The organism is Pelagibaculum spongiae, assembly GCF_003097315.1.
In the GTDB taxonomy this organism is placed as follows: Bacteria; Pseudomonadota; Gammaproteobacteria; order Enterobacterales; family Pelagibaculaceae; genus Pelagibaculum; species Pelagibaculum spongiae.
The window spans coordinates 240,074-260,604 of sequence record NZ_QDDL01000001.1 but is presented as its reverse complement, the minus strand read 5'-3'; the positions used below and the strand labels follow the sequence as shown (position 1 = coordinate 260,604).

Annotated in this window: 13 protein-coding genes and 4 tRNA genes; 12 read left to right on the top strand and 5 right to left on the bottom strand. The window is 44.8% G+C overall.

The genetic code is table 11. The annotated features are described in order from the left end of the window. Window positions 1–229: 229 nt before the first annotated feature. Window positions 230–1,672 carry an IS66 family transposase gene (gene tnpC, locus DC094_RS01185; RefSeq protein WP_116685260.1) on the top strand — a complete coding sequence of 481 codons (1,443 nt, stop codon included), beginning with the start codon at window positions 230–232 and terminating at the stop codon, window positions 1,670–1,672. A 396-nt stretch (window positions 1,673–2,068) separates the two neighbouring features. Continuing rightward, window positions 2,069–2,917, top strand: coding sequence for a glycosyltransferase family 32 protein (locus tag DC094_RS01180; RefSeq protein ID WP_133245428.1), 849 nt, complete (start codon window positions 2,069–2,071; stop codon window positions 2,915–2,917). Between the two features lie 101 nt (window positions 2,918–3,018). Here DC094_RS01180 and brnQ read toward each other — a convergent pair whose 3' ends face one another. From brnQ to DC094_RS01160, 4 genes are all read right to left on the bottom strand, one after another. Beyond that, window positions 3,019–4,338 (bottom strand): branched-chain amino acid transport system II carrier protein, encoded by a 1,320-nt coding sequence (gene brnQ / locus DC094_RS01175; protein WP_116685258.1) that lies wholly within the window; start codon window positions 4,336–4,338, stop codon window positions 3,019–3,021. A 158-nt stretch (window positions 4,339–4,496) separates the two neighbouring features. Further along, entirely contained in the window at window positions 4,497–5,222 is a 726-nt protein-coding gene (locus tag DC094_RS01170) for a UDP-2,3-diacylglucosamine diphosphatase (protein WP_116685257.1), read from the bottom strand. A gap of 53 nt (window positions 5,223–5,275) precedes the next feature. Next, the gene (locus tag DC094_RS01165; RefSeq protein WP_116685256.1) at window positions 5,276–5,776 is read right to left on the bottom strand and encodes a peptidylprolyl isomerase; all 501 of its coding nucleotides are present in this window, start codon (window positions 5,774–5,776) and stop codon (window positions 5,276–5,278) included. Window positions 5,777–5,784: 8 nt separating this feature from the next. Beyond that, the gene (locus DC094_RS01160; RefSeq protein WP_116685255.1) at window positions 5,785–6,357 is read right to left on the bottom strand and encodes a peptidylprolyl isomerase; all 573 of its coding nucleotides are present in this window, start codon (window positions 6,355–6,357) and stop codon (window positions 5,785–5,787) included. A 571-nt stretch (window positions 6,358–6,928) separates the two neighbouring features. On the opposite strand from DC094_RS01160, the gene DC094_RS01155 reads away from it, so the two are divergent. Next, window positions 6,929–7,960, top strand: a complete 1,032-nt coding sequence (locus DC094_RS01155; RefSeq protein ID WP_116685254.1) for an AraC family transcriptional regulator — start codon at window positions 6,929–6,931, stop codon at window positions 7,958–7,960. Window positions 7,961–8,042: 82 nt separating this feature from the next. On the opposite strand, the gene DC094_RS01150 is transcribed toward DC094_RS01155, so the two are convergent. Beyond that, window positions 8,043–11,930 carry a hypothetical protein gene (locus DC094_RS01150; protein ID WP_116685253.1) on the bottom strand — a complete coding sequence of 1,296 codons (3,888 nt, stop codon included), beginning with the start codon at window positions 11,928–11,930 and terminating at the stop codon, window positions 8,043–8,045. Window positions 11,931–12,246: 316 nt separating this feature from the next. Here DC094_RS01150 and cysS point away from each other — a divergent pair, with 316 nt between their 5' ends. From cysS to lon, 9 genes are all read left to right on the top strand, one after another. Next, window positions 12,247–13,620 carry a cysteine--tRNA ligase gene (gene cysS, locus DC094_RS01145; RefSeq protein WP_116685252.1) on the top strand — a complete coding sequence of 458 codons (1,374 nt, stop codon included), beginning with the start codon at window positions 12,247–12,249 and terminating at the stop codon, window positions 13,618–13,620. A 232-nt stretch (window positions 13,621–13,852) separates the two neighbouring features. Then, window positions 13,853–13,929: transfer RNA gene (locus DC094_RS01140), tRNA-Arg, on the top strand. A gap of 19 nt (window positions 13,930–13,948) precedes the next feature. After that, window positions 13,949–14,024 (top strand) — tRNA-His (locus DC094_RS01135). 67 nt (window positions 14,025–14,091) lie between these two features. Further along, window positions 14,092–14,167, top strand: a tRNA-His gene (locus DC094_RS01130). Window positions 14,168–14,207: 40 nt separating this feature from the next. Continuing rightward, a tRNA-Leu gene (locus DC094_RS01125) sits at window positions 14,208–14,292 on the top strand. A 130-nt stretch (window positions 14,293–14,422) separates the two neighbouring features. After that, window positions 14,423–15,727 (top strand): trigger factor, encoded by a 1,305-nt coding sequence (tig, locus tag DC094_RS01120; protein ID WP_116686160.1) that lies wholly within the window; start codon window positions 14,423–14,425, stop codon window positions 15,725–15,727. Window positions 15,728–15,927: 200 nt separating this feature from the next. Continuing rightward, window positions 15,928–16,557 (top strand): ATP-dependent Clp endopeptidase proteolytic subunit ClpP, encoded by a 630-nt coding sequence (gene clpP / locus DC094_RS01115; protein WP_116685251.1) that lies wholly within the window; start codon window positions 15,928–15,930, stop codon window positions 16,555–16,557. A gap of 115 nt (window positions 16,558–16,672) precedes the next feature. After that, the gene (gene clpX, locus DC094_RS01110; RefSeq protein WP_116685250.1) at window positions 16,673–17,962 is read left to right on the top strand and encodes an ATP-dependent Clp protease ATP-binding subunit ClpX; all 1,290 of its coding nucleotides are present in this window, start codon (window positions 16,673–16,675) and stop codon (window positions 17,960–17,962) included. A 124-nt stretch (window positions 17,963–18,086) separates the two neighbouring features. Continuing rightward, window positions 18,087–20,510, top strand: coding sequence for an endopeptidase La (gene lon / locus DC094_RS01105; protein WP_116685249.1), 2,424 nt, complete (start codon window positions 18,087–18,089; stop codon window positions 20,508–20,510). Window positions 20,511–20,531: the final 21 nt, after the last annotated feature.

The window sequence follows — 20,531 nt, the reverse complement described above, 5'->3', positions numbered from 1 at the left end:
CAGCACAATTTAATATAAAAATCGCTTGACAGGTTTTTTTGATATTTTCCCGAATTTAAGCACCTCTTTCAGAATACCACTTAAACGCCGCATTAAACTGCTATTAACACACCTGATTATCAATGTTTTTTGCTCAGAATAGCGCATCAGCATTCCGCTTCTAAAAAGTCGCCACAGTAAGCCTCAGAGACAAAAAAACCACCCTGAAAACCTGTGCGATAATAACCGCATGGACTCAATCGAAATTAATAAAACCATCGCTGAAACCGAGCGATTGTTAGCCAAAAGCAAACGCTTACCGCCCGAACTGGTGGCGATGGTTCGTATGCTGATGCTCGTCGTTAAGATATTGCTTGATAGCAAAGGGCTAAACAGCAAAAACTCCAGCATTCCGCCATCGGCAGATCCTAATCGAGAAAAGAAATCGCGCGCCAAAAGCAATAAAAACCCAGGCGGGCAGCCTGGCCATAAAGGCAGTAATTTATCACCGGTGAAAGACCCAGATGAAGTGCTGGATATTACGATTGATCGTAGCCAATTGCCGAAAGGAAAATACCGTGTTGTTGGCAGTGAAAGCCGCCAAGTAGTTGATGTTCGTATTACCCGATATGTCACCGAATATCGGGCGCAGATTCTACAAGACGAGCAGGGTAACCAGTTTGTTGCTGAGTTTCCGCAAGGGGTCACTCGGCCAATACAATATGGCAATGAGTTTAAAGCCAACGCGGTTTATATGTCGAGCTACCAGCTGATTCCTTATGAACGGACTCAAAAGCACTTCGCTGAGATATTGGATGCGCCAATCAGCACCGGTAGCCTTGCCAATTTTAATCAGGAAGCTTTTCATCGACTGAAGCCATTTGCTCAGTTAGTACCGGCTATTTTGCGTGCTGGAGATTTGATTCATGCCGATGAAACCGGCGTCAATATCAATGGTAAACGAAAGTGGCTACATGTCGCGAGCAATGACCGCTGGACGTGGATTGAAGCGCATGAATCAAGAGGTATCGAGGCAATGGAAGCGATCGACATCTTGCCTAAATTTACCGGTTTATTGGTACACGATCACTGGAAAAGCTACTACCGATTTGTGCTGTGCTTGCATGTATTGTGTAACGCCCATCATGTACGTGAATTGGCGCGAGCCCATGAGCAAGATGGCCAGCAGTGGGCCAAGGCAATGGAAGATCTGCTTTATGAAATGAATACAGCAGTCAATGAGGCGGGGGGTGAGTTGGATGAAAAGCAGTGTCAAAAATGGGTGAAGCGATATCGAAAAATATTAAAAGCAGGTGATCGGGAATGTCCGGCACCTGAGCCAAAAAAAGCGGATAAAAAAGGTCAATTAAAACGAGGGAAATTAGCACGAAGTAAATCGAGAAATTTATTAGAACGGCTGCGGGATTTTGAAGCAGACGTGCTGCGGTTTATGAGTAATACCCGAGCACCGTTTACCAATAATCAGGGTGAACGGGACTTCCGTATGAGCAAGGTTCAGCAGAAGATATCAGGCTGCTTCCGCTCATGGGATGGCGTGAAAGCGTATTGCAGAATCCGGAGCTATATATCGACCTGCCAAAAACATGGGGTCGGTGTTGGGGAGGCTTTGTCGTTATTATTTGCGGGTAAATGGCCGGACTTTATTCAGAAGAAATTGGATCGGTTGGTGTGACATGCTGAATGGTTACTGCTTTTCAAGCGTTTTACGACACTAGAGTCGTATTCATCTCGATCAAGCAGAAAAGGTCCTTCAGACCCTGTTTTTAAGATAGGCGGGTGATTAGAATGGTCGTTTCTCACTCCAACCCTATTGCTGGCTTAACTATCATCGCTACTTCAGTCATTAATCAATCAGATGTGTGGTTTTCAAATATCCGAAAAGCTGTGGGTACCGGTTTTCGCTAAGAATGCGCTTAAAGCTGATGTAGTCTTTTAAATTACAATAATTCAACTTTCACGGTTCGATTTTATTTGTTTGTGACTCACCACCCAGTTATACTGGTAAACTGATTTACCTGTGGTTCAATAATCTTTAAAAGAATAGATTAAATTAACTGCTTGGGTGTGATTGGCTTGCCTAAAAAAAGAGTGTTTTTTAGATAAGCCTAAATTAACAATTATGAAAATACCGAAATTTATTCATTGGGTTTGGTACGGGAAAGACATTTCACCGATATTCGTAGCTAATATGCAAAGGGTTATATTAGATAACCCAGATTATAATTTCTTTATATGGTCTGATCGCCCAGGTGTTCTCCATAATACTATTGCCAGAATGGACGGTATATCTTCAGAGTTAATGTCTGAGGTGGAGGTGCTAGATCCAATGCATGCTTTATGTGCGATAGAAGATGAGGGCGTTCGAAAACATATTTCTTCTATCGTTGCTCGAGAGTTGGGGGGGCCATTAAGAAATTATGCTGCTGCGAGCGATGTAGTTCGATTGCTAATTTTGAACTGTTATGGCGGGATATACATGGATGCAGATGTCGAGATAAATTACTCTTTAGATGATTTGTCTGCTCCTAGGGGAGTTATGTTTTTACCTTCGACCAGAAACTTGTTTTCCAATGCCATAATTGCCGCTTCAGAGAACAATAAGTTGCTCTATCAATGTCTAAAAAAAGTTGCGTATTACTATTATTTAGATCCTTTTTGTTCGGAAAAATCTTGGGAAGCTAAAAGGAGTTACCCTGCGGCGGTTTCAGCATATGCTTTTCGAACTATTGGCACTACAAGTATGACCGGTCCAAGAATGGTTAAGAGAGTGATTGAAGAATTTATGCCCGATTTATTTAATTCTCTTGGAGAGTTGCAGTTCGGTTCGGCTTTCCCAAAAGGTATGTTCAAAGACCCAGATGATAGTGGAACAAGTTGGTTAAAGCCTCAGTTCAATTTAAGGGCAGCGGATATATAGTGTTTTTATCATTTAGCCAACTTGCTGTATTTTTTGAATTTAAGTAAACAAAAAGCCAGCTCATTGAGTTGGCTTTTTTTGTTGAATCAAGCTTTTAGCGGTTAGGCTGCTGCGAGCTGTCTCGGTGGAATTGCCTGACTGATTGCTAGTGCAATAATTGCGGGTAATAACCAGCCGAGGCTTTGTTCAAATAGCGGCAATATTGCGGTAATTTCTTGTAGAGATTTAGCCCACTCAAAACCTGCCACATTTAATCCGTCAATTAAGCTGATGGCAAATGTCACGGCCAATGTCAGGCCGAATGCTGATTCTGGGTTGCGCAGTACCGGTTTCAATAGATTTAAAATAATCAGTACGATGGCAACAGGGTAAATGCTAATTAGAATTGGCACTGAAATACTGATTAAGGTTGATAAACCGACGTTGGCAACAATGGTACAGACAATCAACAGGCCGGTGGTCATCGTCCGGTAGCTAATTGCTGGCCAAAGTGAGCAAAGGTATTGACTGACTGCAGTGCTCAAGCCAACTGCTGTGGTTAAGCAAGCCAGAATAATTACTGCCGCCAGTGAGGCTACGCCGGTAGTGCCGTACATTGAATTAACATATTGAGTGAAGATTACTGCGCCGTTGGTGCCATTTGGTGAAATGCCGCCGCTAGTTGCGCCAAGGTAGAACAGTGAGAAATAAACAATCGATAAACCAACCGCCGCAATGATACCTGCATAAATGCAGTATTTGGTTAGTGCGCGGCCATCAGTGATGCCGTGGGCTTTCAGATTGGTGATAATCACCATGCCAAACATCATCGCTGCCAGGGTATCCATCGTCAGATAACCTTCAGTAAAACCCTTAGAAAAAGGAGTTGTCAGCCACTCGCCAGAAGCTGCTCCGATTTCGCCTTGGGGAATAATAAAGGTTGAAATACTGATCACCAGTAATAGGAATATTAATGCTGGGGTGATCACTTTTCCGATGGTGTGCATCAGTTTGCCGGGATTGATTGCAAGCACCCAGGCAACTGCAAAAAATGCTACAGACCAAACAGCTTGAAACAGTTGTTTGCTCTCTTCGCCAATAAACGGAACGATGCCCATTTCAAAAGCAACCACTGCCGTTCTTGGCATTGCCAGCATTGGGCCGATTGCCATATAAATTGCAAAACCAATCACCACCCCAACGGTTTTTGGTAAATGCTTGGTGAGGGTTTCAAAGCCACCACCGACCACTGCCATGGCAATAATACCTAATAAAGGCATACCAACGGCGGTGAGTAAGAATCCAGCAACTGATAGTAAATAGTTGTCGCCCGCCAACTGACCGGCTAGCGGTGGGAAAATAATATTGCCCGCTCCAAGGAATAGAGCAAAGGTCATAAAGCCTATGGCACATGTGTCGTGCCAATTTAATTTATTATGCATGAGCAACCCTGAGGTTTGTTTAACCACCGAGAAGTCTTACCAAAATTGACTGACAAGTCGTGTCAGCGTTGAGGTATAACGTCCCGGAAAGGGACGTCATAATAAAGAGGCATGCCAATATAGGAATGACCTGAGTCACTACAAGGAATACCAGCTGACTAACTGGAGAAAGCTGATGATCTCAGGTCGAATTTTCCATTTTCGAACTCCAGCACGCTGCATTGGTGATACCAATCGCCCAATACAATTCGTTGGGCTGGCTGGCCATCAATTTGCAGTGAATGAACTGCCGGGCGATGGGTGTGGCCATGAATTAATGTCGCGACATTATGCTGTTTCATGATTTGCTCAATCGCTTGTTGATTGGTATCCATGATCGACATGTTTGTCTGGCTAGTATGTTCGCTACTTTCAGCGCGGGCTTGCTGGGCAAAAGCGATTCTTTCTGGAATTGATTTTGACAAAAAATCTGCCTGCCATTGCGGGTTGCGTAGCATTGGCCGAATTTTTTGATATTCCAAATCGTCGGTGCATAGACTGTCGCCGTGCATCAGCAATACTTTTTTGCCATCTAACTCGATGGTCATTGGATCGCTAATTAGTTCACAGCCAGTGGTTTTGGCAAAATCTTCGCCGATTAAAAAGTCACGATTGCCATGCATAAAGAATATTTTCAAACCAGTATCGGTTGCTAGCTTAAGTTGCTGCATCACTTGCTGGTGAAAGGGATCTGGGGAGTCATCGCCGATCCAGGCTTCAAAAAAGTCGCCCAGAATATACAACTGCCGAGTATTACCCGGCAGTTGTTGTAGCAGTTGGAAAAAACTTTCCGCTGCTTTTGGCTGAGATGCATCCAGATGTAGGTCGGAAATAAACCGGATCATAGATTACTCAACTTATATATTGCCCAGCTAATAAGTAGCGGGCGGCTGATTGTTTATGCAACAACCTTGGCTGATTCAATAAATACGTCTTCTACTGGCACGTCTTGGTGGCCCATGCGAGAAGTCGTTTTTACGCCAACAATTTTTTCAACAATATCCATACCGCTAGTTACTTTAGCGAATACGCAATAACCCCAGCCCTGAGCGTGGGCATCGGTAAAGTCGAGAAATTTGTTGTCAGAAACGTTAACGAAGAACTGGCAGCTAGCGGAATGTGGGTCGTTAGTACGAGCCATTGCTAATGTGCCGGTCAGATTAGATAAGCCGTTATCTGCTTCGTTGCGGATGGCTGCTTTGGTCACTTTTTGCTGCATACCTGGCTCAAAACCGCCACCCTGAACCATAAAGCCCGGGATAACGCGGTGAAACAAGGTGTTGCTGTAGAAGCCTTCTTCTACATAGGCCAGAAAACTTTCACAAGTTTTTGGTGCTTTTTCTGTTTCCAGATCAATCTGGATGTCGCCCATGTTGGTGGTCAATACAACAGCTGTCATAGGTATTCTCACTTACTGGTTTCAATGATGATGATTTTTTCAATAATTACCGGCTTTCGTGGCACATCCTTACGGAAGCGGCCACCTGCACCTGTTGGCAGTTGGGCGATAGTGTCGACAGTCGACATGCCCTTAATCACTCGGCCAAATACGGTATAGCCCCAAGCTCGAGCTGTTTTCTCGCGGAAATTGAGGTTTGAGTTGTTGGCCTGATTGATGAAAAACTGGCTGGTGGCTGAATGAGGATCGTTCGTTCGAGCCATGGCAATAGTGCCGCGCTTGTTGGAAATGCGGTTGTCTGCTTCATTTTCAACCGCAGGGCGGGTTTCTTTTTTTGCCAGCTTGGCATCAAAACCACCACCCTGAATCATAAAGCCGGGGATTACTCGATGAAAAACAGTGCCTTCGTAGTAACCGGCTTTTACATAATCCAGGAAATTTTTAACGGTTTTAGGTGCTTTGTCATCAAACAACTGCAGCGTAACGTCACCTTGGTTAGTTTTCATTAACACCTGAGTGTTGGCCATTGCTGACCAGCTAAAACAAATTAAGCTGGCTAGCAAGAGTGCTCGCTTGAACATCCTTATCTCCTAGATTTTTTTACTGGCTGCATGATAAGTCATTAGGCGGTACTTGGAAAATATCGTGATTTTGCTGGAAACTCTAAGGGAGTTATTTTCTGATTGCGTTGTCAAAAGCACTCAGGATTTGTCGCTAACCGCTGTCGCCAGTAATTAACAGTTTTCTTGTGTCTAATGCTCATCACTTAGTTGATCAGATAGGTTTCTGCACTTTCAGTTGAATAAGTAATTGAATAGGCAATTGAATAAGGTTGATCTTAATAATATGGTGCATCAACCATATAAGATCACATGATCAAAAGGTTCGTTCGTAACGTTTTGTAGTGAAACTTAAGGTGATCAAGTTTATGTTGTTGCTCTCCATAGGTGGTCAACCGATGGAATAAAAACTGATGGTTATTATGCTCAGTTAGTTTTCTAGTCGAATAGTGCACTAACTAAAGGAATTAGGGTTGGAAAGTGTAGTGTTGTTGTGGCGGGTTAATCGGCATGATGTAGTTTTTCTGTTCAAAATGTAATTCATTACAATGAAGTTACCGACTTTTATGGTTGGTTGTTAAAGGCGGTTTTTATGTTCGCAGAGCTTGCTCCAACAGATACAGTTCATCTGTTTTCTTTGATCCAATATTTGCGTCGTCAAGGGCATAATACCGGACGTATTTTACGTGCGATGGACCTTAATCGCTTTGGGACACAGGTTGAACAATTACCGGCAACACTACCTTTACGCGATTTTATGTTGGCGATTGCCAAAGCAAAAGCATTTAGCAATGATCCATTGATTTGTTTTCATGCTGGGCAGCAGCAGACGGCTGCTGACTTCTCGTTGTTACCGCAACTAAGCTATTACAGTCGCGATATTGAGCAAGCGTTGCGACTTTACTGTCGCTATTTAACCGTATTTAATCCGGGCTTTCCTACGCGCTTACTCATTACTAATAACGAAGTTAAGACACCGATTAGTAACCCGCACTGGACAATTGAGCAGGCTGCGCCATTAATGGAGCTCCGTTTATCAAATTGTGCTCGCTTGTTACGTGTTATTTCTGGATACCAATCTCCCGATTTGATTCAGCGGATTGAATTTGAGCATGCTTGCCCTGAGAAAAATTTTAATTTTGATGAACTACTGCAAGCTGAAGTTAAATTTAATCAACCTTGTGCGAATTTGGTTATTCGCCGTGATGCGCTTCATTGCCCCATTCTTACTAGTCAGCCAGATATGCTAAATAAAGTAATTAGTCTGGTTGAAGAAAAACGATTGGCAGCCGGTAGCGACTCTAGGCATACCGTAATAAGAGTGCGGGCAGCCATCCGAAGTGGGTTATCGGTACAACAAAGTTCATTGACCTATATTGCCGAGCAGTTAAATACCAGTGTAAGTAGTTTGAAGCGGCAGCTTGCAGCCAATGGTTGTGGGTTTCAGCAACTACTTGACTTGGAGCGACAAAAAGAAATGAATTACTGGATAATACATACGCCAGTAACTCTAGAGTCGATTTGTCAAAAGCTGGGTTATGCTTCGCAAGCGTCATTTAACCAAGCTTGTCATCGCATTATGGGGCGGTCTCCGTCTGCTTTACGTAAGCAAGCCGTTGGTTAATTGTTAATTGTTTTGAAGTAAAAAGTTTTGAAATATAAAAAAGGAGCAAAAATGCTCCTTTTTTTATAATTATGGTGACGTGTTAGCGTGTGCGAGGGTCGGTTAAATAGTAATCGTACATATTATGCTGATACGCCACACCTGGGTCAGGCGCATCCATCCAATCGGCACCATTGATGTGTGGATACGGCATATTTTTTAATACCGGAATATGGCCTTCGGTTAAATCAAAATCGCCGGTTGACCAAACCCCCGTATATTGGCTGCTGCTTTTTGCGTCAGCTTCCAATCGACCACCGTTCTCCCAGTTCAAATCGTTTGGCGCATCTGGGTCGGCGAGGCCATCGTTATCGATATCTCGCAATGAGTTGCCAACGTGGCGAACAATCACGCTGTTATTACGATCTTTAATAAAGCGCCATTTATCATTGCTGCTGCCATCGAGTGCTGGTACTAGGCCGCGTGTTCCGTTAGAAAAACCACCAATCTGCAAACCTCCACTAATTGATCGTGCTGGATTACTGATATCAAACTGAATTGCAGAAATAAACTGGGTTGAATCTATGGATTGCACGTTGCCATTGTCGGTAAAACCATTAATGCCACCTATCATTGGGGCGTTGTCTTGGCTGACAATACGCCCATTAGAATAGCCAGAATAGAGGACAGCGGGTGCGCTTCCTGAAGCAAATAGCCCGCTGGCGCGAATGCGTTGTGTTCGGCGCGCTTGGCCGATATCGATATACATATTGGCGTATATCCGACGCATATCACCGGTTAGTGTTAAGGGAGCGCTCGTAATTCTTTTTCGCTCAGCCAATGCCATGACGCCTTCAACAAAAACACCGTCAGTGATGTTATTAGCGCCTCTATTGTTAATAATCGTATTGTCAGTTCTGACATCGGTTAAGCCTAGGTTGTAAAGTCTCATCCAGTTGAAGCGATTGATTTGGTATAAAAAACTCTTTCCGTCAGCTAATCTCAAACCATCAATAACATGTCTGCGGCCATCAATTTGCCCTTCAAAGAAGTAACCCGGCCAGTGTCGGCCTGCTTGTTTAGTTTCACTGGCGTCAATGTCATCACCCAGTTGTATGAACATTCCAGCACGATTCTGCTCGCTAGCCCTGGTGAGGCTAATTAAGTCAAAACCAATATTTTCGCTGACAAACCGACCTTTCATGAAACTGTGAAACTCATTAAAACTGCTAATAGTGAGTGGTTCAGCTTCACTGCCGTTTTGTACGTTGTAGATACGCAACAGCAAAGAAACGACGTCATCACCTAGCTGTAATTCGATGCTGTAAAAGCCGCCACCCTTTTCAAAGTCAAAGGGTTTTTGAGCATAAATCTCAACAATGCCAGTCGCTGGATTAATAAATAGGCGAAACAGCCGATCAATCTCGTCAGCGTCGGTTAAGAGTTCATCTGATTCTGTTTTTACCGAAGCGATACGATTGGGAAAACCGGCTGATGACAATTGGAAAATAGACTCAGGATCATTGATGTCAGTGTGCAGTCTCACTGGAACGTCATTGATCCTACGATTCTCCGACAGCACAACGACATGATCATAGCCTTCAGGGTCTGGACCTTCCCCGGTGTAAACTGTCCCTTCTAATATTTCAATGATGAGATTTTGCTGGGTTGAACTTGTTCTGTTGCTGCCGATTGCTTCGAAAACAGTTGATTCCAGCGCTTGATCGGCAGTACCTAGTAATGCACAACTTCGACCTTGTCGAGTAAATGACAAGCCAGCGGGTAAAGCAGGCGTTATAGCGCATTCAGTCACATCACCACCGCTGTTCTCTAAGCTGAGAATGACATCGCGGCCTTGCTGCCAACTGAAAAAGTTATTGCCCAATGCAACAAAAGCGGGTGCTTCAGGTGGCTTCGGTAATACCGTTAACCTTAGCGTTATATCGCTGTCTCCGGCGTCATTACGAGCGAGAACAACATAATCAGTCAATGCGCGATCTGCTGTTGCAGAGCCATGTACCACACAACTTCCAGCGACGACGGAAAGACTCAGGCCCGCGGGAAGTGCAGAGGATTGTTGAGCCATAATGCATTGAGTTGCAATGCCACCCTGATTAATTAAATCAAGAAAGAAAGAATCACCGACAGTTAGAGTGCTAGTTAAATTAGTTTGTGTGAGTAATGGTTTCTGTAAGTCAGGTGCATTCACTGTCAAAGAAAAGCTAGCTGAATCTTGGCCACTGCGGTTGAGCCCGGTGATTGTATAGGTTGTTTCCGGGCTAATATCGGTGCTTGCACCACCAATGCTACAGCTGCCTTGGCTTTGATAGAGTACCAAGCCTTCTGGTAAATCAGGTGCTATTTGACAGTCGTTAATTGGGCCGCCGTTGTTTTGTATTTGCAGTGCAAAGTTGCTTTGGGTGGAGGTGATGAATTGGTTGGCTGGTGGTTGCACCAACGCCGGTGTTGCCAAAGGCGCATTGCCACGAATTGTAATGGCCAAGTTACGGCTTGCTGCGCCAGCGGCATTGCTCGCAGTTACAGTGTAAATAGTTCTTGGTATTGCAATATTGGTCGCGCCAGCAATCACACATGTGGCAGGCGAACTCAGTAGCAATAAGCCTCTTGGTAAATTTGGGGTGATATCACATTGGTTAATCGCACCACCATTATTAATCAGGCTCAGTTGTGCTGATTGATTAATATTGCCTCGTAATGAAGTGGGTGCTTGAGCAGCAAAAACCGGCACCAATAAAGGACGGCTGTCACTGATTGTTAGAGTTAGCCCAAGAGTTGATCTGCCAGAACTGTTAGCTGCAGTAATTAGATAGGTCGTTTCTGGTGATGGTGACAGGGTTGCGCCAGCCAAAAGGCAGCTCTGTCGAGAAGGCACCAAAGTTAAACCGGCGGGCAAGCTTGGGTTTGCAGTACAACGATCGACTGCGCCGCCACTGTTAATGAAAGGTAATGAAAAGGCTTGTTCGGTGTCCATCTGATGCGTTGACGTCGCTAATGATAATGCTGGTACTTGCAGTGGCGGTCGATTCACAGTCAAAGCAATAGACACTTGGCTTCGCCCGCTATTATTTATACCGCTCACTACGAAGGCAGTTGTCGATAATTCATTAGCAGTTGAGCCACTAACACCGCAGCTACCATGGCTTTGATAAAGCACTAAACCTTCTGGCAAATCAGGTGATATCTGACAGTCGGTAGTGGGGCCGCCGCTATTTCGTAATTGCACCCCAAAATTGCTTTGGGTGGTGCTGGTAAATTGATTGACTGATGGTTGCACTAGCATTGGTGTTGCCAAAGCATCACCACCTTCAATGTTCATAGTCATACGGTGGCGTACTTCGCCAACGGCATTGCTCGCAGTTACGGTATAGGTTGTAGTTGGTTTCTCAATATTGGAGGTTCCAGCAACAGCGCATGCTGAGGGTGTACTTATCAGCGATAAACCTCCAGGCAGCGCTGGAGTGATAGTGCATCGATCAATTGAGCCACCGATATTACCCATGGTCAGCTCTATCGACCTATTAGCATTGTTTTGTAATGAGGCAGATGTTTGAGCAATAAAGGCAGGTGCTTGTAAGGGTTGAATGTCGCTGATTGCTAGTGTCAGAGCTAAGTCAGATTGACCAGCACTATTGGTAGCAGTGATTTGATAAGTTGTTGAAGGTAAGGCCGACAGTGCGGCTCCTGTGACTACGCAGCTCTGCTGAGAAGGAAGGACGCGCAAGCCTTGTGGCAAATTCGGATTAGCCGTGCAGCTGTTGGTTATGCCGCCGCGGTTAGTGATCGGTAATGAAAAAGCCTGTTCGGTGTCTAACTGATAAATCGATTTTTCTAATGATAATAAAGGTACCTGCAATGGTGGTTCCTTCGCACCATCATTTATACCATCGCTACCGCTACTGCCGCCACCACCACCACATGCGGCAAGAAGTACAGCGCTAAAAAGAAGAGGTACGCTTATTATTCGTTTCATAGTTAGCCTTTAAGAAAACAGCAGCAAGGATGTGCAATTAGGCGCACGCTAGCAAAGGCGGCTGAAAAAAAAGGAGGGCTAGCTGTCGTTTATTTTTTTTTGAGCTAATACCTAAACCAAGCAACAATGGTTAGCTCGCTTAAAAAACAAGATGTGACATCTGGGTGAATTGCCTCATGATATTGATTGAAGGTATCCAAAGTTTTTTCTTGTTGTATGGCAAACCTCAGTAGCTCTTTGATAAGGGTTTTTCTTTTTAGTGAAGAAATTCGCTAGAATCACTGACTGATTTGAGATGCGGATTGCAACTTCAACGATGCTTAAGATTTACAACACCCTTAGCCAGCAAAAAGAAACCTTTACTCCACTAGTTGCCGGACAGGTCAGCATGTACGTGTGCGGAATGACGGTTTATGACCTGTGCCATATTGGTCACGCCCGAGTGATGGTGGCTTTTGATGTGGTGTCTCGTTACCTGCGTAGCTCTGGCTATCAAGTGAAGTACATTCGTAATATCACCGATATTGACGACAAAATTATTCGGCGTGCCAATGAAAATGGCGAAACTTTTGAAAATCTGACCGAACGAATGATCGGCGAAATGTGGCAGGATGCTGAAACGCTCGGTGTGCTGCCGCCGGATGAAGAGCCGCGCGCGACTTCGCATATTGATGGCATTTTACAAATGATCCAGGAATTGATCGATCTGGGTTATGCCTATGCAGTAGATAATGGTGATGTTTATTATCGGGTGCGTAAATTTGAAGGTTACGGCAAATTGTCTGGAAAGATTCTTGACGAATTGCAATCAGGTGCCCGAATTCAGGTCGGTGAGCTTAAAGAAGATCCGCTAGATTTTGTTTTGTGGAAAGCGGCCAAGCCGGGTGAGCCTGCTTGGAAGTCTCCGTGGGGTGAAGGTCGCCCTGGTTGGCATATTGAATGCTCGGTAATGTCTCGCTGCTGCTTGGGTAAAACTTTTGACATTCACGGCGGCGGACCTGATTTGAAATTCCCGCACCATGAAAATGAAATTGCCCAGTCGGAAGCCGCCAATGGCGAGAAATTCGTTAACACTTGGATGCATGCCGGTGCAGTTCGAGTGAATAATGAAAAAATGTCTAAGTCTTTGGGTAATTTCTTCACCATTCGCGAAGTGCTTGCGCAATATGATCCTGAGGTTGTGCGCTATCTATTGATTGGCTCCCAGTATCGTAGCCCGATTAACTATTCGGTTGATGCGTTAGTTGAAGCCCGTGACAAGTTAGAACGTCTATACACTGCATTGCGTGCTACGCCGATTGCAGAGCAGCCAGCTAAGGGTGAGTGGCGAGAAAGATTCACCAAAGCAATGGATGATGACTTTAATACGCCCGAGGCGCTAGCGGGTTTATTTGAGCTGGTTCGAGAAATTAATCGAGGTAAGCAGGCTGGGCAAGATGTCTCGGCGCTGGCTGCTGAATTAATCGCTCAAGGCGAAATGCTAGGTATTTTGCAGCAAGATCCAGATGTATTTCTTCAAGGCGGTTCAAATGGCGATGAATCGGCACAGATAGAAGTATTGATTCAACAGCGTGCCGATGCCAAGGCATCAAAAAACTGGGCGGATGCTGATCGGATTCGTGATCAGTTAAAAGAAATGAACGTTGTGCTGGACGATGGGCCACAAGGAACCACTTGGCGTAAAGGTTAGTCGGTATTTTTTTGTTAAAAAACCAAGAAAAGCTCAGTGTTTCGCTGAGCTTTTTTTTAATGATTAAAAAATGATTAGGGTTTGCTGGCAAAATCTTCCGCTACTGCTTTAATTCATACCGATTAACACTGATCGCACAAGGGTGCTTGACGAGTAGAGGTCTCATCAGTAGACTGCGCAGCACAAATTAAGGGGTCGCCGCCAAACGGCAGTTGTGATTGCTTTTAATTAAGCGCCCGTAGCTCATCTGGATAGAGCATCGGCCTTCTAAGCCGAGGGTAGTAGGTTCGAGTCCTACCGGGCGTACCATCTTAATTTGTTAGATTTGGTGGATATAGCTCAGTTGGTAGAGCCCTGGATTGTGATTCCGGTGGTCGTGGGTTCGAACCCCATTATTCACCCCATATTTTGCAGAGTGGTTCTGCGGCGCTAAATGGGTAATATGCCGGTTTAGTTTTATAAGAGTTTCTGGTGGGTATAGCTCAGTTGGTAGAGCCCTGGATTGTGATTCCGGTGGTCGTGGGTTCGAACCCCATTACTCACCCCAGATTAAATCTTGATTAATTTTAATTAAGATTTTGTAAAAAGCGAGAGTGGTGAAATTGGTATACACGCTGGTTTTAGGTACCAGTGCCGCAAGGCGTGAGAGTTCGAGTCTCTCTTCTCGCACCATTTTTAACAGGCTAGTCGTTCTGCGACTGGCCTGTTTTTCTATTGAAAGCCTTTTTCCTATAATGCGGCACTTAATTACCGAGTTGGGCTTTAATAAGCCTTGCCGGCCGCTGTTATCGAGGTTGATTTGATGCAAGTTTCCGTAGAGACGACACAAGGTCTAGAGCGCAAGCTGACTATCCAAGTACCAGCTGAGCAAGTAAATTTAGACATTGAAAAGGAACTCCAGGGCATAGCGCGTAGCGTTAAGATAGACGGTTTCCGTCCTGGCAAAGTTCCAATGAAGATCGTTCGTAAGCGTTATGGCGCTGACGTTCGTGGTGACGTATTAGGCAAAGTTATTCAACGTAGCCTGTACGAAGCATTGGCAAAAGAATCTCTAATGCCTGCTGGCACCCCAGAGGTTGAGCCAAAGAACCTAGATGATGCGGAAACTATCGAGTTTACCGCGACTTTCGAAGTTTACCCAGAAATCGAAGTAGCTGACTTTGCAGATATCTCTGTAGAGAAAGCGACTGCTGCAGTAGTTGATTCCGATGTTGATGCAATGTTGGAAAAGGTACGTCAGCAACAAAAGAGCTGGGAAAAAGCTGATCGTGCAGCCGCTGAAGGCGATCAAGTTGTGATCGACTTTGTTGGTAGCATTGACGGTGAGGCATTCGAAGGTGGCAAAGCTGAAGGTTACGCCCTGGAGCTTGGTTCTGGCAGTATGATCCCGGGCTTTGAAGAAGGTCTGACAGGCGCTAAGGCAGGTGACGAAGTTGAGTTGAAGGTTTCCTTCCCAGCTGAGTATCACGCTAAACACTTGGCCGGTAAAGAAGCAGTATTCGCAACCAAGGTTCAGAATGTAAACGTTGCTGTTTTACCTGAATTAAATGACGAGTTTGCAACCAAGTTTGGTTTGGAAAATGCGAGCATGGACGCACTGCGCGTCGATATTCGTTCCAACATGGATCGTGAGCTGGAAAATGCTCTGAAAGGCCAGGTTAAAAACCAGGTTTTAGAGCAATTACTAGCTAAAAACAGCTTCAACGTGCCTAAGGCGTTGGTTGCTGAAGAAAAAGGTCGCTTAGCTGACCAGATGCGTCAACAGATGCAGCTGAAAGCTGAAGACGAGCTTCCAGAAGCTATGACCGGTGGTATGGAAGAGCAAGCTTCGCGTCGCGTTTCTTTAGGTTTGTTGATGGGTGAAATCATCAAGAAATTTGAAGTTAAAGCTGACGCAGACAAAGTTAAGGAAGCGGTTGAGCGTGTAGCAGCCCCTTATCAACAGTCTGAAGAGGTTGTGAAGTACTACTACCAGGACAAAGAGCGCTTGCAAGAAATTGAAGCGCTGGTACTGGAAGAACAAGTTATCGAAAAGGTTCTGGAAACAGCTACAGTAGCTGAAAAAGCCCAGAGCTTTGACGAGGTGATGAAAACTCAAGGCGAGTAATGCTTTGATTTAGTTACCAACAAAAAGGCCGGCGCAAGTCGGCCTTTTTGTTTTGAGCTGTTTGAGCCTTCGCTGCGTGGTATATCGTGGTTTCATGCAGTAAGATCAGTTGATCGGAATTATCGTGAAAACTGATCTACACTCCCGATGATAAATTTGTTTAATACGTAAGCTTACCGGGTAAAAGGAAAAAGATAATCATGGAATCCTTCTTCAAGAATCATGGTGGTATCTTGCAACAGCCAGAAAACGCGCTGGTGCCAATGGTAATCGAGCAGACCCCGCGCGGGGAGCGTTCATACGACATCTACTCTCGACTGCTGAAAGAACGAGTGATTTTTCTGGTGGGTCAGGTTGAAGATCATATGGCAAACTTAGTGGTTGCCCAGATGCTATTCCTCGAGTCAGAAAATCCAGATAAAGATATCCATCTTTACATTAATTCTCCAGGCGGCTCTGTAACTGCGGGCATGTCTATTTATGACACCATGCAGTTTGTAAAGTGTAACGTCAGTACGCTGTGCATTGGCCAGGCGGCTAGTATGGGTGCGGTATTATTGACTGCAGGTGAAAAAGGCAAGCGCCATTGTCTGCCAAATTCTCGGGTGATGATTCATCAACCATTAGGCGGTTTCCAAGGTCAGGCATCTGATTTTGAAATCCACGCTAAAGAAATTCTGTCGATAAAAGATCGCTTGAACGGGGTCTTGGCGCACCACTCAGGTCAGCCATTGGATCGCGTAGCAGCCGATACCGATCGTGATAACTTTATGAGTGCGGCGGACGCAGCAGAATATGGCTTGATTGATTCAGTTTTGACCAGTCGTTAATTGGCAAGCTATCGGTTTTGTCTATGCTTTGAAAAGAATGCGGGTCGGGGGGTTGAAATTAGCTGTCTAGGCCTGCATCTAGAAAACAATTTACTGGCTAGTGAGGTAGTCACATATGAGTGACGAAAAACACGGCGGTGGTGAGGACAGTGGAAAACTGCTCTACTGCTCTTTTTGTGGGAAAAGCCAGCACGAAGTTCGTAAGCTGATTGCGGGTCCCTCCGTTTTTGTCTGTGATGAATGTGTCGATCTGTGCAACGACATCATTCGTGAAGAAGCCCAAGAAAGCAGTACTGAAACGGGTAGCCGATCGCTTCCGACACCAAAAGAAATCAAGGCTAGCCTTGATGAATATGTAATTGGTCAGGAAAGGGCTAAAAAAGTTTTATCGGTAGCGGTTTATAACCACTACAAACGCTTGAAAGAAGGTGAGAACAGCTCTAGCGATGTTGAGTTGGGTAAAAGTAATATTTTATTATTAGGTCCAACCGGTAGTGGTAAAACACTGTTGGCTGAAACAATGGCCAGAATGCTCGATGTTCCTTTCACTATGGCAGACTCGACAACACTGACTGAAGCAGGTTATGTGGGTGAAGATGTTGAAAATATCATCCAAAAGTTGTTGCAAAAGTGTGATTACGACGTAGAGAAAGCGCAACAAGGCATTGTTTACCTGGATGAAATCGACAAGATTTCTCGTAAATCAGATAACCCTTCAATTACTCGAGATGTTTCTGGTGAAGGTGTTCAGCAAGCATTGCTGAAACTGATTGAAGGTACGGTTGCTTCAGTGCCCCCTCAGGGTGGTCGTAAGCATCCACAGCAAGAATTTCTGCAGGTAGACACATCTAGCATTCTGTTTATTTGTGGCGGTGCTTTTGCTGGCCTTGAAAAAGTCATCATGCAGCGCTCTGAAAAAGGCGGTATTGGTTTTAGTGCAGAAGTTAAAGCCAAGGATCAACGTAAGACTGCAGGCGAAACCTTGCATGATGTTGAGCCGGAAGATTTAGTCAAGTTTGGTTTGATTCCAGAGTTTGTCGGTCGTTTGCCTGTAGTGGCAACACTTGATGAGTTGGATGAAATTGCTTTGGTTCAGATTTTGAAAGAGCCAAAGAATGCATTAACCAAGCAATATGGCAAGTTGTTTGAGCTTGAAGGCTGTGAGTTGGAGTTCCGTGATGCTGCTTTGAAGGCAATTGCCAAAAAAGCAATGGAACGCAAAACCGGTGCACGTGGTCTGAGATCTATCATGGAAGAAGCTTTGCTCGAGACGATGTACGAGCTTCCTTCCCAAGAAAATGTGATCAAAGCCGTAGTTGATGAATCGGTTATTTCTGGCGATGCCCAGCCACTTCTGATGTACGATAGTGGTGAAGCTCAGTCGCAAGCAGCTCCAAATCAATAGTTTGTCTTAACATGAAAGCCGGCGCAGGCCGGCTTTTGTGTTTATACGGCAAATCACAAGCAGTTTTCTCAAGCGCTGGAGTCAGCCAGCTCTGATTTCAGATCAAGAGTAAAGAGGTCTTTCCATGAGCAAAAGCAGTCCACTCGGAGTAGATGAATTAGTGGAATTACCATTATTGCCCCTTAGGGATGTTGTTGTTTACCCCCATATGGTGATCCCGCTGTTTGTCGGTCGGGAAAAATCTATCAATGCGCTTGAAAGCGCAATGGCTGCCGACAAGAAAATTCTGTTGGTGGCACAAAAAAATGCTGAAACAGATGATCCGGAAACAACCGATTTGTTCTCGATCGGTACCGTAGCAACCATTCTACAGTTATTGAAATTACCTGACGGCACGATCAAAGTGCTGGTTGAAGGTGCTGGGCGTGCCAGCTGGAAAGTCAAAGAAGAGCTGGAAGAATATGTGGTGGTAGAGGCGCAAAGCCTTGAAGAGCCAGAGATGGAGCCCCGCCAAAGTGAAGTGCTTTCTCGTTCGGTGATGAGTCAGTTTGAACAATACGTCAAGTTGAATAAAAAGATTCCTCAGGAAATTTTATCTTCTCTGGCCAGCATCGAAGATCCAGGTCGTGTCGGTGACACGATTGCTGCGCACATGAATCTGAAGATTGAAGATAAGCAACAAGTTTTAGAGATCATTGATGTAGCAAAGCGATTAGAAAAATTAATTGCCCTGCTAGATAGTGAAATCGATCTGATGCAGATGGAAAAACGCATCCGTGGTCGAGTTAAAAAACAGATGGAAAACAGCCAGCGCGAATATTATCTGAATGAGCAAATTAAGGCGATTCAGAAAGAGCTGGGTGATATGGAAGACGGTGCCGGCGAGCTAGAAGAATTAGCTGAGAAAATTGAAAAAGCGGGCATGCCTAAAGAAGCTCATGACAAGGTGCTTTCTGAGCTTGGCAAGTTAAAAATGATGTCACCAGTTTCGGCTGAAGCTACTGTAGTCCGCAGTTATATTGACGCCATGATTAGTGTGCCATGGAAAAAACGCAGCCGAGTCAGAAATGACTTAAGTGTTGCCGAGCAGATTCTTGAAGCCGACCATTATGGGCTTGAAAAGGTCAAAGAGCGCATTCTGGAATACTTGGCAGTGCAAGGGCGGGTCCGCAAGTTAAAAGGGCCTATTTTGTGTCTTGTAGGGCCTCCAGGCGTTGGTAAAACCTCACTTGGTCAATCGATTGCTCGTGCAACGCAGCGCAAATATATTCGTATGGCGTTGGGTGGTGTTCGGGATGAATCAGAAATTCGCGGCCATCGTCGTACGTACATCGGTTCTATGCCGGGTAAGATCATTCAGAAGTTGTCAAAAGTAGGGGTGAAAAACCCACTGTTTTTGCTAGATGAAATCGATAAGATGGGCATGGATCATCGAGGTGACCCAGCATCAGCCTTGTTAGAAGTGTTAGACCCTGAACAAAACAACACTTTTAACGATCACTATCTGGAAGTCGATTACGATTTATCCGATGTGATGTTTGTTGCCACCGCCAACTCAATGAATATTCCGGTGCCTTTGTTGGATCGGATGGAAGTGATTCGTCTACCGGGTTATACCGAAGATGAAAAAGCCAGCATTGCATTGAAGTATTTGTTGCCGAAACAAATTACCGACAATGGCTTGAAAGCGGATGAATTAACCGTAGAGCCTAGTGTCATTACCGATATTGTGCGCTACTTCACAAGAGAGGCCGGTGTACGTGGTCTAGATCGTGAATTATCGAAAATTTGTCGTAAGGTAGTGCGTCAGCTATCACTGAAGCAGATTGAAGCGCCGGTTACGGTTACCAGCGATTCTATTGAAGATTACCTTGGCGTGAAGAAATTCCGTTATGGTTTGGCAGAAGCAGAAGACCAAATCGGCCAGGTTACTGGCTTGGCATGGACTGAAGTTGGTGGTGAGTTGCTTACTATTGAATCAGTGGTGGTCAAAGGTAAGGGTAAAGTAGTTACCACTGGTCAGTTGGGTAGCGTAATGCAAGAATCGATACAAGCTGCGATTTCTGTGGTGCGTAGTCGGGCTGAACATTTAGGTTATGCAGCCGATTTTTACGAAAAGAACGACATTCACGTCCATGTTCCTGAAGGTGCAACACCAAAAGATGGCCCAAGTGCCGGTATTGGCATGTGTACGGCGCTGGTATCTACTTTAAGTAAAATTCCAGTGAAATCTTCAGTGGCTATGACCGGTGAAATCACCTTGCGTGGTGAGATTTTGCCGATTGGTGGGCTAAAAGAAAAATTACTTGCAGCCCGCCGAGGCGGTATAACAGATGTTATAATTCCTGAGGAAAATGTCAGGGATTTGAGTGAGATACCAGAGAATATTAAAGGTAAACTTAATATTCATCCGGTAAAATGGATTGATCAGGTTCTAGAAATAGCGTTGGCGAAAAAGGTTGATTCAACCGGTGGCAAAAACGATATTAAGAAGACTCCTGAGAAGCCAGAGTTGAAGGAAACCGGTGACAGAGTAAGTCATCATTGATCAAAAACCTCTGGAATCCGC

Coding starts and splice junctions, on each gene's coding strand:
- clpP (WP_116685251.1), top strand. CDS start 15,928: ATGGAATCCTTCTTCAAGAATCATGGTGGTATCTTGCAACAGCCAGAA.
- tig (WP_116686160.1), top strand. CDS start 14,423: ATGCAAGTTTCCGTAGAGACGACACAAGGTCTAGAGCGCAAGCTGACT.
- DC094_RS01160 (WP_116685255.1), bottom strand. CDS start 6,357: ATGTTCAAGCGAGCACTCTTGCTAGCCAGCTTAATTTGTTTTAGCTGG.
- DC094_RS01165 (WP_116685256.1), bottom strand. CDS start 5,776: ATGACAGCTGTTGTATTGACCACCAACATGGGCGACATCCAGATTGAT.
- DC094_RS01155 (WP_116685254.1), top strand. CDS start 6,929: ATGTTCGCAGAGCTTGCTCCAACAGATACAGTTCATCTGTTTTCTTTG.
- cysS (WP_116685252.1), top strand. CDS start 12,247: ATGCTTAAGATTTACAACACCCTTAGCCAGCAAAAAGAAACCTTTACT.
- tnpC (WP_116685260.1), top strand. CDS start 230: ATGGACTCAATCGAAATTAATAAAACCATCGCTGAAACCGAGCGATTG.
- DC094_RS01170 (WP_116685257.1), bottom strand. CDS start 5,222: ATGATCCGGTTTATTTCCGACCTACATCTGGATGCATCTCAGCCAAAA.
- brnQ (WP_116685258.1), bottom strand. CDS start 4,338: ATGCATAATAAATTAAATTGGCACGACACATGTGCCATAGGCTTTATG.
- lon (WP_116685249.1), top strand. CDS start 18,087: ATGAGCAAAAGCAGTCCACTCGGAGTAGATGAATTAGTGGAATTACCA.
- clpX (WP_116685250.1), top strand. CDS start 16,673: ATGAGTGACGAAAAACACGGCGGTGGTGAGGACAGTGGAAAACTGCTC.
- DC094_RS01150 (WP_116685253.1), bottom strand. CDS start 11,930: ATGAAACGAATAATAAGCGTACCTCTTCTTTTTAGCGCTGTACTTCTT.